Below are 11,254 nucleotides of genomic sequence, written 5' to 3' on the forward strand. Positions count from 1 at the left end.
TGCTTATGGCTGTTCATCCGGTGTTGGCTCTGGAGTGGATTGGGTGTTTGGCGACTTCCAGTCTCTCAAACCCAATCCGGATGAACACCGGATACAACCTATTGAAGCTTCACACCTAGGGACCCGGAAATTCCGATTTCGACTGTCGTGCTAAATTGTTTCAGCACGGCCCCGCCAATGTAGTCTTCAAGAATTAGAGCCATGACCCCTTCAGCGAATTCGTGCAGAGGTTTGTCAACCGCATTGACCTCATCGATCACCTTGGCAAACGCCTCCCGCATCGTTGCACAGTTCGTTATGCGCATTAGTTCAGTGTTGAAGATCGTCTCGCTAAACGGATAGAGGCAATTTCCCCTCGATTCGCCAATATAAAGTGAAAGGTCGTGCTCGTTCATCTCTTCCTTAGGCGCTGTGCCAGCGGACTCTATAGAAAAGTGAAATGCGAGACCATTTCTTATATCTGCGATGGCATTTCGCTTTGAGAAATATTTCTTTAGCCGATCGAGGGATTGTGCTTGGTCATCGTTCAACCTTGAGACGTACTTCTTTGAAAGCTTTGATCTGAAGAATCCAACATCAATTGCGTTCCATGCCTCTAGAATTTTTCCAACGAGGACTCGGGTGATCGAGTACATCTGGATCGACTGGGCGTACGCAACCTGCACTGGCTCGTCATCGAAGTGAGAGGATGCGATAAGCAATCGGTTGAAGATGTTGAACTCGTTGAGCGCGTGGCCCAGTGCGACCAAGAGAGCTCTTTCCGCGTCCGGGATCTTCAGGAACGCCTCTGCTGGTAGACAAATCTGGCGAAGTTTCATTCTGTATCCGGCATGCGCACGATCGAGAGATCATCTCGTCCACGCAAGCCCTAGTTGTGAAGCGTCAAGAGGTTGTTTCCTGACGAACTGAGCCTGGAGATGGGCGGCAGACCGCCGATGCCGCTATGCGGACGGTGGCAGTTGTAGTGATGCTGCCACTGGGCCAAGGCCTCAGTGCGCTGGGCCGAGTTCTGATACGTCCAGCCATAGGCCCATTCGCGCAGAGCCGACTGGATGAAGCGCTCGGCCTTGCCATTGGTCTGGGGCCGGTAAGGCTTGGTGAACGAGTGCTTGATGCCGAGCTCCAGGCAGGCCTGGCGGAACTCGCGTGAGCGGAAGGCCGAGCCGTTGTCGGTGAGCAGCCGTTGCACGCAGACCCCCATCCTGGCGTAGTAGGCCACGGCGGTTCTCAGGAACAGCACCGCCTGCACCTTCTTCTCGTCCGGATGCATGGCCGTGAAGGCCAGCCGGGCGTGATCGTCGATGGCGACGAACAGCGTCTCCCAGCCCGCGCCATCCACCGAGTCGCGCCGATTGCCTGTGACACGGTGGCTCGGGCGCACGATGCGGCCGAGCTTCTTGGTATCCATGTGCAGCAGCTCGCCTGGCGCCTCGCGCTCGTAGCGCACCACAGGCTGTGCGGGCTCCAGGTCGCTGAGCTTGGACAGTCCGGCTCGTGCCAGCACGCGGCTGACTGTCGAGGCCGACACGCCCACGCTGCGTGCGATGTTGGACTGCAACATGCGCCTGCGTCGCAGTTCAACGATGAGCAGTGCCTTGGCCGGATCGATGCTACGCGGCGAGTGCGCCGGACGCGACGAGGCATCGCCCAGCGCTGCCTCACCGCCGGCCAGATAGCGCCCCAGCCACTTCCTGGCAGTGGGCGCCGTCACGCCTTGCGCAGCGGCAGCTTCAGGGGCATTGAGACCGCCTGTGGTCATCTGTTTGACCATCTCGATGCGGCGGGCGTACGTAAGTCGGGCATGCTTATGGCTGTTCATCCGGTGTTGGCTCTGGAGTGGATTGGGTGTTTGGCGACTTCCAGTCTCTCAAACCCAATCCGGATGAACACCGGATACAACCTATTGAAGCTTCACACCTAGTGTTCGTCGACATGCGCGGTATACAAGTCCTGTCTGGCGGTTGCTCCGAAAGGGGCCTTACATACCCTAGAACTCTCGTGGTTCAGTCGACTAGACGATATCCACATCGGCCTCCCACTCACGGCCATCCTTAATGTTCCGTGAAATTCGGACAAGCGCTTCCAGAACTTTTGTATGGCCAAGGGCTGTGTCGTAGCCAGATCCCTTCCACTTTGCATTCCAAAATTCGATCGTTTGCCGTTTGAGCAGCTTCGTCACTTGACTTGCCACCTCTGCAAAGTCGGAGAGGTCTAGATCTAGTTCATCTAGGTCGGCCATCGCCGCAAGGCGATCCACAACGAATCGACTCATGCAAATGATGCCGACCTTCTCGGTAAGTTTACAGTTATCGGAAAAGGCTGCATCACCCCATGCGGCTACTATTGCTTTCCAGATCGCAACGAAGAAGTCACGCTGGACGTCGTGATCATCGAGTTTGGGGAGATTTAGTGACTCGATATATTGAAGAGATCTCTCGAAGGCTTCGGGAACAATCTTCTTTAGTTTGCCCTTGGTTGTCGGAAAGTCGACACGGTTTGCGAACGGACTGCCTGCGCCATTAATGATCTCCACATGCCCGAGTCGTTCGCTGTCGAGCGCGATCTTCGCTGCCTTTAATCTCTGGCTGAGGTCCTTTGGCTTGAAGGTCAGCGCAAGCGCCTTAATGTGATTCTGAGAAACCTTTGAGCCTTTATTGTTTATTACGAGGAACTGAAACGCCTTCTCAGTGTCTGTGGCGTTCATGATGGCAACCACCGGAACTTTGACGTTCTTGTCGAAGTCAGAAATTCCGAGAAGTCTATGCTGGCCGTCGATAACCAGACCCGGCTTCTTAGGCCCACTGGTGATTGGAATGGTCAGTTGATTTTCATCTGCGGAGACCTTGCTTTGGTCGAGCGCAATGACGATAGCAGTCGGAATTGTGTTGGCCTCGTTCTCGAAGAACTTAGAAATTTGCCTGCGCTTGGCAATGTTTTCACGCCGCTGTACTCCTTGGACACCAGGCCCCAGGCGCTCGATATCGGACCATTCCAGCACATCGCCCGCTGATGCAGCAAAAACGCAGAATGAAGGCGCAGCGTCGTTGTTACGCTGGGAGAAGAACGTACAAGCATAGGTCTTGCTTGCTTCAATCGAATCTAGCGTAGTCGTTTTCTTCTTTACCACAAAACTTCCCCTAGTGAGTCAAGGTGATTCTGAGTGTTAAAAATGTCCCAGGTGTCATCAGCATCTAGCGGCTTCAAGTCGCCGAACGGACCGACTGCCAATAGCGCGTGCTTTAAGCTGATTTTCTCGCGCTGTGCGAGCATCACCACCGCCCGACGCTGAAGGAGAATCTTCTGAGCCAGAGGCAGGCGAGGGAGATAGTCACTTAAATGGAAGTCGATTGGATAGATGAACTCATGGACGCTTCCTTGTTCCCAAGTGACGAGGTCACTTTTCACTTGGTTGCATCGGGCACATGCGGGTACAAGGTTGTCCGAAACTGAGTCGCCGCCGAGAGAAGACGGCCACACATGCTCCAGCGTAGCCCTGTTCCCTTGAACGTCCCGTACGATTGAGTCTGAATCCGCGGTCAGCGTAGTTCCACAGAAACAGCATTTGTGGATTCGGCGCTTATGCCAAATTTCAGTTTCGATACTCTTGGGGATCGGGTTGTCCGAGGCATCCTTTGCACGCAAGGTGTCTCGCACAAGGACTCCCAAATCTTCCCTGTCCAACCAACCGAACCACTCGCGCAACGTGGTGGTGAGCCTGGCGTTGCAGATCGTGCGATCAACTGCTTTGTCGCGAAAGATGCCGTGCGATGCCTTCATGATGCGCTTGAAGGCAAAGGCGATCATCGAGCCTTCAAGGTACGTCCCAAAGGGTGCTCCGCGCCCGGTAAGGCGAACAAACTTTTGCTGTCCTAGGCGACTCGACCTGAGGTCCTTCATTCCGTGGACAACGAGTCGCTGAAATAGGCGCTCCCCAGCGGTGCTCGGCTTTACCTGACTGAAAAAGTCGGTCACGTTCCATGTTCCTTTGGTCAAATGCAAGGCCGGATTACCAGATGTTAAGGACCTTGTGCAGTTGGACCGAAAGCCGCCATTTAGGATGCGCTTGGCAATACTCAAGCGCAGCCAAGGTGTACGTCACGCCTCACACCGGCAGGGCCGGCCCAGCTTGATCAGCGGTAGCGATTGAGCCACAACCTTGGGTTTCATAGAGGTCCACTCGGACCAGTTGAGGCAGTCTCTTGCTCGCCTGCTTCTGAATCCAGGTCGCAAGGCTTGCCGTGTCGCAGTCAGGGATCCCAGCCAACTGGTGCAGCGGGTGGTGGTCGAGTGACTTGAATATGGGATCGAAGATCGCCTTTACGTCGCCAAAGTCGACGGTCCATCCCATCATGGCATCCAACGGCGCAGTCAGATGCAAGCGTAGGGTGTAGGTGTGCCCATGGATCCGCGCCTGGGGTGCATCGGCAGGCGCACGTCGATATTGCACCGCGCTATCAAGAGTGAACTCCTTCCAGATCCGGTACTGCGCGCCATCGAAGTTCGCGCCGCAGCTGCCCGTTTCGAACACAGTCACCCAGGACAACTCTGGCAGCACAAGCGCTAGGCGCTGCCACAGCCAAGCTGAGATCACCTCACTCGTCGGATTGTTCAGGCCCTCGATCTCGTTGAGGCATTGGTAGTTCAGTTCGTGGTGGAACGGAGCCCAGATGGCATCGAGATGGTCGTAGTCAATGCTGAGGTCGCGGTCCCCCACGTTTTGATCGGCATGTACGATGACCTCAAAGCCATGGCCGTGCAAGCGTCCGCATTTGTGCCCAAGCGGCACGTTGGGGAGTTGATGTGCAGCCTGGAAGCGGTAGCGTCGCCAGACGTGAGCATGCCCCTGTGCATCCAGATCGACTCCCTGGTTCGCCGTACTTTGCACCGCCACTCGGTCGATGCCCGGCACATCCAGACGTTGTCGCACCCAGCGCGCAATGTTTTCGTCGGTGGGTTGCTCCAGAAATTCGTTCAGAAACTGGTAGTCCAGTGGCGCGACGCATGCTGCCAGGCGACGCTGCAATTCAGAGACTTCGCCACCCGGAAACGGTGCCCAGTCCACCGGAAATTCGGCAAAGACGGTGATCAGGAAGCTGTGGCCATGGACATGCCGGCACTTGTGGTCCCGAGGAAGCACACTGACGCGGCGTGCGGACTCAAGCCGACACGAGGCGACGGTATAGGTGGCGTTGCTCATGGCTGGCCTCGCATGTAGGTGTCATGCCCTTGCGCACGCAGTTGACACGCCGGACAGGTTCCGCAGCCGTAGCCCCACTCATGACAGGTGGTATGGTCGCCGAGGTAGCAGGTATGCGTCTCCTGGCGCACTAGTTCCAGCAGTCCGGGGCCACCGAGCGTGTGGGCGAGTTGCCAGGTTTCTTGCTTGTTGAGCCACATCAGCGGCGTCTCGACAACCATGGGGCTGTCCATGCCCAGACTCATGGCGAGTTGCAGCGCCTTCAGGGTGTTATCACGGCAATCCGGGTACCCAGAGTAATCCGTCTCGCACATGCCTCCCACTAGCACTTGCAGATCTCGCCGGTATGCCACTGTCGCGGCAAAGGTGAAGAACAGTAAGTTGCGGCCCGGTACGAAAGTGTTGGGCAAACCATTTTTGTCAAAGTCAATGGCCCGCTCGCTGGTTAGCGCCGTATCGCTAATCTCGCCAAGAACGGAAAGACTCAGCATGTGGTCGCGGCCGAGTCGGGATCCCCACTCTGGGAACTCGCTGCGAAGCCTCGCGATGACCTGGGTTCGGCATTCCAACTCGACGGCATGCCGCTGTCCGTAGTCGAACCCAATCGTTTCAACATATTCGTAGCGATCCAAGGCCCAGGCAAGGCAAGTTGTCGAGTCTTGTCCACCAGAGAAGAGGACGAGCGCGCGGCGGTTCATGGCGTGCTCCAGTTCAGGCTGCGCGGCGGACGCGGCGCAGCTCACGTTTTAGGCATCGGACTAGATGGTTGGAAAGCAAATCGATATCCGTTGGTGTGTTCTGGATGCCGTTCCATGGACGCACATCGTCATCGCTAAGACGCCACTGACCGCTGGTCCAGGCCGTGTGCCCGTTGTCCCGAAGCAGCTTCAGGCCTGGCTCGAAATCCTGCCTGGTCGTCGCACCGGAGTTGCTGTAAAGGTGCTCCATCACGAAGCCCAACGCGACTAGCCCTGCTCCATGGCGAATGCGCGAGGTACGGGGGCTCATGCCGACCCATTCCGTACCAAAAACAGACCGCACAGCTTCGAAGAACTCGTTCAGCAACTGCACGGATCGATCTTCGTAGTCGTCAAAGCGGATGAACTCTCGTATCGCGCCTTGGGCCGCAGAGTTCATCACGAGTCGCTGCATTGCAGCGTCGCTCAGGACACCGGCCGGGTTTGTGTGCTGGCGAATCTCGCGATAGAACGCGCCGCCTCGAAGGTAGTTCAGTCGATCAACCACGCGAGCCGAAAATTTTCGGTTTGTGAAGCGCTCAGGCAGCCCCTCAACTTGCGGCAGAAGTTCGTAGATCAGCGTCTTGGGAAGCGGACGCGTGTTGTTGATAAGAACGAACTGCTGTCTAAGTTCGTTGTAGTCCTTGCAGACGAGGGCGGAAACGAAAACTTGGAAGTCCGGCTTCTGCAAGCCCGCTAGCGCAGAGAGGCGTTGCTGGCCATCGACCACAAATCCTGGCTTCTCAGCATCCACATGCACTGTGACTTCGACTAGACCGTCGCCCAACTCACGAAGTGAGACGCCACCAATGAAGGCAACGATGACTGCATTCGGCAGCAGCGCATCCTCGCGTCCCATGTAGTCGCGAATCTCCTTGATGTGTGAAGCAACTTGATGTCGCTGGAAGCCTTTCAATTCCCCCGCTTCATCTCGCCCCACGCGTTCAATTTCCGAAAATTTCAAGACATCGTGAGGGTGAGCGGCAAAGCAAAACACATCGTGTTCCGGCGCTTGGCGCGCGCGCACGGCTTTGTATTTAAACGTCTTCATTTGGCGTTCGACAGAGTTCGTTGAAGGTGTCGGTGGTAGACGCCGAGGTTGTGAAAGCCACGACGCTTGTTTCTATTGCTTGCTCGGAAGATGATTACCTCTACGCCCACGGCGCTACAGACGTCACAGCGGCATTGCTTCCATGGCTGATCACGCAAAGTTCTGGCAATCTGAACTCGATTCTTCGCCAGTTCCCTTGAACGCTCTTCGTCAGTGATCTTGTCGTCACCCAGGGTTAGAAACCGCTGGTAGTCCAGCACTGCTTCCAGCGCGTCTTCTTCTCGAGCTTGGCTCTTGTCGTACGAGCGCAATGTGTTGAGCGCCAACTGCTCTCTTTTTTGCAAATCCTCGGCGCTGAAAATGCCTCGTTTGATGCCCTGCACTAAGCGGGCGTTCTCAATCGCCTGGGGAATTCGAATCGCGGCGTAGTAGTCAAGACCCCCATTGGGGGATTCGATGTAGTAGTTCCGCTTGGCGTCTTTGAACGCCCGGATCAGCGGTGACGTGGAGTCAAAGCTAGTGATGTCGTGCTGTACGAACTCGTGGATGTGATCCGCTTTCGCGAATCCCAGCAAATGGATGCTTGTGCTGGGCTTGATAGCAGCTCTAACGGCATGAAGAACCTGATGGATCACATCGACCTTCAGAGGAACCAGGCCACCAATCGCGAGGTAACGGTAGCCCATTTTCTCCAGGCTTTTGGCTGCCTGAGCCATGCTCTGAGGCGACCAGCCCTGCACTGCTCCCATAGGCTCAAATTCGTTCCCTTCGAGCCGGACAAGTCGCAAGAACTCTTCGGCATTCTTTTGGGTAATGCCGTAACGCTCAATCACGTTCGCATCGACTTCAGACGCTGGAGGATTGTCTGTATCGCAGTCGAAGATGATGTGGTCTGGAGAAACGCCATGGGTGAAGCCTGCGTCCAGATAGAACTCAACAACCTCAGAAGGCGAGTAGGCAGGGCGTTCATGCTCAACATAGGCGAACGCCCCGCAGTCACCCATGAGCATGGAATCCTTGTATTGAGGCCCTTCATATCGCAGGAACTTCCGCGCGCCAATGCGAAGCAGGCGCTGCTCTTCCGACGTTGAGTAGCGAACTTTGGACGAGGCCACACCGACCGCCTGTCGAATAGCGCTCATCGAAAGCAGCAGCCCGTCATACGGGGCAGGAGTCATGAGTTCGTGGGCATACAGGTCACCCCAGTAGCGCTCGCGGCCAGGTGCGCTCCTATCGTTTAGAAAGTCGTAGTCGGGATCGACGTAGTCCTGCGTGTCTGAATAGAGAAATTTCATGTCTTGGCGCTGCTCGCATAGGCGCGAACCAGCGCGTCCTGCAACTTCTTGATGTCTTTGGGAGTGCTCTGAATCTCGTTCCAGGCCAACCCAAGCGAGTCCCATTGCCCGCTCGTCCAGCGGCACACGGGCGCGACTTTCTCAAGCTCAACCTTGACCGCCTTCAAATCTTCGTTGGGCCCTGACATGCGGGCAAAGATGCGGTCCATCAGCACGCCCATTGCTTCGATGCCCGCGGAGTGCATCAATCTGCTGTGTCGCGGATCCTTGCCCCAGGCCTCCTTGAACACGTCGCGAACCGCAGTCCAGTAGGTCTGCAAGATGCGGTACATGCTCTCGACGTCCGCCGGATCGCGTGGACCACCTTTGTAGGGAGCCAGCGCACCCAACGGGTTGTTGATGCTGTTCTTGATCATGGTGATAACCGCTGAATCTGTCACCACGGCTCCGCTTAAGGAGCCTTTGTCGGACACACGTTTGATCAGCTGATGGAACGGCGACGACTTGTCGCGGTTCAACAGGCTGCAAAGCTCCGCCGGCAGCTTTCGTAGACTCAGTTCGCGCGGGAACAGGACGCTGCGTGTTTCCGGTAGCAACTCATTGATCAACCTGGACGGCAAGGGCTTCGCCTTGTTCACCAAGATGAACTGCTCTCGCTGGATCTCCAAACTATCGGATACGAAACCGATGACTGGCACAGGGATGGTCTTGCTTCCGATCTGCGACAGCGCCAGCGAACGTTGTTGACCATCGACGATCCAAGCGACTCGCTCGCCTTCCTTGAACAGAGGGATCGTGAGCGTTCCGGATTGCGCAAGCCCTTGGTCTCCCGTTGGCTTCGTTCCTCGGGACGCCGCGAACTTCACTGCCGGTGACAACGCCAAAATTATCGCGTTAGGAAACAGCACGTCGCCTTGGAGCAGATAGTCGGCGATGCCCTTCACATGGCTTCGAATCTCTGGACGCTGGAAGCCCTTGAGGTTGTCCGCCTGGTCCCGCTCAAGGCGGGTGATGTCTGCGACTCGCATGATGTCCGAGCCATTGATGAAGAAGGCATAGACGTCTAGACCATCGCCCTGCAGCGTGTGCAGGGCGCGGACGATGATTTCTTCTGAGGCGGATGCCATGATCAGCTTCGTTCCATTTCAGCGCGTACGCTTTGCCATAGCTTCCGGAAGCGAGATTGCTCGCACTTGATTAGTAGATCGTCTCGTAGGACTCGCAAAAGTCGATCTCCGGAACCATTGTTGGTTTGCCAATGACGCCTCAACAGGGCGCGGATCTCGTCGTCAGTACGCTTCTGTCGCTCCGGGAGAACTCTCAGGGCATGGCGGGACATCGCCGCTTCAACGGCGGAGCGGCCCTCGGCGAGAGAGAGGGCGTTACCCCGTATTGCTTGGATGAAGTGACGCAAAGCGCGCTGGGGGAAGTCGGTCCTCGTTCCAGAAAACTCTGTCGTCTCGAGACGCTCGTCGTATGGCAACGCCAGCTTGGCTAGTGCGGCGGGTGCGTCACGCTGCCAAGCCGGCGAAGAAATGATGCGAAGGCGAGCTTGATCTGACTTCGGCAATGCAGCCAGTTCATCGCCTATCAAGCCGAGGTAAGTGGAGGGCATAGCTACATACACGGTTGCCTTCGGCCGGCTTCTCAACAAGGAGGCAATCGGTGCGGGCTTGCCTAGGCTCTCGTTGAGCGAGGCCCACCAGTGCGACGTAGACAGCCCAAGATCTTGCAAAACCGGCAGGATGGTGGAACCCGTCGCCGACACGGTCAGGTCGTAGGCCGGGACAAGCTCTTCGGCCGAAGTCAGCCCAAGGCCGCCCGATACAACATACAGCGGCGCTTCGAGCGACTCGGCCACCAACTCCGCTTCGCGAAATGACCGGCCGCCGTAGAGCGACCTGGCGACGTAGCGTGGCCCCGTCGCTAGCAAAGCCTTTCGCCAGGCTCCAGCCAATGCGTCTATCGACGAGAAGCCGGAGGTGAGATCGTTGAACGCCACTCCGCCGGAGTGCAGTTTCCTGCCAGTGCAGTTCGTAATGATGATCGCTGGGTGCGCAGTTTTCAAGGGGATCGTCTCAAAGTTTGGCAAATAACTGCGTCAGGAGCTTGTTTGAATTCTACAGTTGCCAGCCGCTGTCTTGCGTCGCTTCTTACAGTTTTTGATCCCGCCCGCTATTGCGGTCAACTGCTCAATTGAGGCGCGCCAATCTCAATGCCAAGCTGGTGCACAGCCAGGCGCTCTACCGGAACACGACCAGCCCGGCCATGGATGCCGCCAAGGCGTCGATTCTGAATTTCCTAGGGTGGGACGAGGGTTACGAGGGCCAGTTCAACCAAGAAGCGCGCATCCGCTAGCTGCGGCCGACTTCAGCAACGAACTGACAGCAGCTCCGATGTGGCTCATTGACGGTGACCTGCTCGGGTTAATCGAGACAGTAATTCCTAGAAGACGGCGGGTTGCAGGTCTTGGCGGAGTTGCTGTTTGAACTCCACCGGGGTCAAGTATTGCAGGCTGCTGTGTGGCCGGACCTCGTTGTAGTGCTGGCGCCAGGTTTCGATGACGACGCGGGCCTCGCGACGTGAGCGGAACCATTCGCGGGACAGGCACTCGTCGCGGAACTTGCCATTGAAGCTTTCATCGGTGCCGTTCTGCCAGGGCTTGCCGGGATCGTTGAGCACCGTGGCAATGCCGGAGCTTGCGATCCAGTCCAGGATGGCCAAGCTGACGAACTCGGGGCCGTTGTCCGAGCGCATGAACAGTGGCGCGCCGTACAAGCTCAGCCGAGGCTCGTAGCTGGGCGTAGAGCGCGACATGCCGATCAGCCCGCAAGCCCGGCGCAGACTCAGACCTCGCTCGCGAGCGAAGGCGACCTGGGCGCGCCGAGCCAGCGGGCTCACCATTAATGAGATGGTCCGCCCCGCACCTCGGGCGTATGTTCGAGACCCCACCTTCCGAGGAGACCGTCATGAG

The 11,254-nt window shown here is 57.0% G+C and carries 10 protein-coding genes and 1 pseudogene; all 11 read right to left on the bottom strand.

The genetic code is table 11. The annotated features are described in order from the left end of the window. Positions 1-98: 98 nt before the first annotated feature. A complete protein-coding gene (locus tag ABDJ40_RS24400; RefSeq protein ID WP_347613681.1) occupies positions 99-818 on the bottom strand; it encodes a hypothetical protein in 720 nt (239 codons plus the stop codon). Positions 819-868: 50 nt separating this feature from the next. Further along, a complete protein-coding gene (locus ABDJ40_RS24405; protein WP_347613684.1) occupies positions 869-1,819 on the bottom strand; it encodes an IS481 family transposase in 951 nt (316 codons plus the stop codon). Between the two features lie 192 nt (positions 1,820-2,011). Next, on the bottom strand, positions 2,012-3,127 hold the full coding sequence (locus ABDJ40_RS24410; RefSeq protein WP_347613685.1) for a DGQHR domain-containing protein: 1,116 nt from the start codon (positions 3,125-3,127) through the stop codon (positions 2,012-2,014). After that, positions 3,121-3,804: an HNH endonuclease gene (locus ABDJ40_RS24415; protein WP_347613687.1), complete on the bottom strand. Its 684-nt coding sequence runs from the start codon at positions 3,802-3,804 to the stop codon at positions 3,121-3,123. The genes ABDJ40_RS24410 and ABDJ40_RS24415 overlap by 7 nt, the downstream gene beginning before the upstream one ends. A 298-nt stretch (positions 3,805-4,102) precedes the next feature. Then, the gene (locus ABDJ40_RS24420) at positions 4,103-5,197 is read right to left on the bottom strand and encodes a 6-pyruvoyl trahydropterin synthase family protein (RefSeq protein WP_347613690.1); all 1,095 of its coding nucleotides are present in this window, start codon (positions 5,195-5,197) and stop codon (positions 4,103-4,105) included. Then, positions 5,194-5,895: a 7-cyano-7-deazaguanine synthase QueC gene (gene queC / locus ABDJ40_RS24425; protein WP_347613691.1), complete on the bottom strand. Its 702-nt coding sequence runs from the start codon at positions 5,893-5,895 to the stop codon at positions 5,194-5,196. The genes ABDJ40_RS24420 and queC overlap by 4 nt, the downstream gene beginning before the upstream one ends. 13 nt (positions 5,896-5,908) lie before the next feature. Further along, positions 5,909-6,985 (bottom strand): DGQHR domain-containing protein DpdB, encoded by a 1,077-nt coding sequence (gene dbpB, locus ABDJ40_RS24430; protein WP_347613692.1) that lies wholly within the window; start codon positions 6,983-6,985, stop codon positions 5,909-5,911. Further along, complete coding sequence (gene dpdA / locus ABDJ40_RS24435; protein ID WP_347613694.1) at positions 6,982-8,280, bottom strand: tRNA-guanine transglycosylase DpdA; 1,299 nt, start codon at positions 8,278-8,280, stop codon at positions 6,982-6,984. The genes dbpB (ABDJ40_RS24430) and dpdA overlap by 4 nt, the downstream gene beginning before the upstream one ends. After that, positions 8,277-9,407 carry a DGQHR domain-containing protein DpdB gene (gene dbpB, locus ABDJ40_RS24440; protein WP_347613697.1) on the bottom strand — a complete coding sequence of 377 codons (1,131 nt, stop codon included), beginning with the start codon at positions 9,405-9,407 and terminating at the stop codon, positions 8,277-8,279. Before dbpB (ABDJ40_RS24440) ends, dpdA begins: the two co-directional genes overlap by 4 nt. A gap of 2 nt (positions 9,408-9,409) precedes the next feature. Beyond that, positions 9,410-10,348: a hypothetical protein gene (locus ABDJ40_RS24445; RefSeq protein WP_347613699.1), complete on the bottom strand. Its 939-nt coding sequence runs from the start codon at positions 10,346-10,348 to the stop codon at positions 9,410-9,412. A 377-nt stretch (positions 10,349-10,725) separates the two neighbouring features. Next, positions 10,726-11,064, bottom strand: a pseudogene (locus ABDJ40_RS24450) (integrase core domain-containing protein); the annotation flags it as partial. Positions 11,065-11,254: the final 190 nt, after the last annotated feature.

Origin of the sequence: Roseateles flavus (assembly GCF_039872765.1) — a bacterium.
Taxonomy (GTDB): Bacteria; Pseudomonadota; Gammaproteobacteria; order Burkholderiales; family Burkholderiaceae_C; genus Roseateles_B; species Roseateles_B flavus.

What these genes read in the sequence shown, in the direction of transcription:
- ABDJ40_RS24420 (WP_347613690.1), bottom strand. Translation starts at nt 5,197, where the DNA reads ATGAGCAACGCCACCTATACCGTCGCCTCGTGTCGGCTTGAGTCCGCA.
- ABDJ40_RS24400 (WP_347613681.1), bottom strand. Translation starts at nt 818, where the DNA reads ATGAAACTTCGCCAGATTTGTCTACCAGCAGAGGCGTTCCTGAAGATC.
- ABDJ40_RS24405 (WP_347613684.1), bottom strand. Translation starts at nt 1,819, where the DNA reads ATGAACAGCCATAAGCATGCCCGACTTACGTACGCCCGCCGCATCGAG.
- dbpB (WP_347613692.1), bottom strand. Translation starts at nt 6,985, where the DNA reads ATGAAGACGTTTAAATACAAAGCCGTGCGCGCGCGCCAAGCGCCGGAA.
- queC (WP_347613691.1), bottom strand. Translation starts at nt 5,895, where the DNA reads ATGAACCGCCGCGCGCTCGTCCTCTTCTCTGGTGGACAAGACTCGACA.
- dbpB (WP_347613697.1), bottom strand. Translation starts at nt 9,407, where the DNA reads ATGGCATCCGCCTCAGAAGAAATCATCGTCCGCGCCCTGCACACGCTG.
- ABDJ40_RS24415 (WP_347613687.1), bottom strand. Translation starts at nt 3,804, where the DNA reads ATGATCGCCTTTGCCTTCAAGCGCATCATGAAGGCATCGCACGGCATC.
- dpdA (WP_347613694.1), bottom strand. Translation starts at nt 8,280, where the DNA reads ATGAAATTTCTCTATTCAGACACGCAGGACTACGTCGATCCCGACTAC.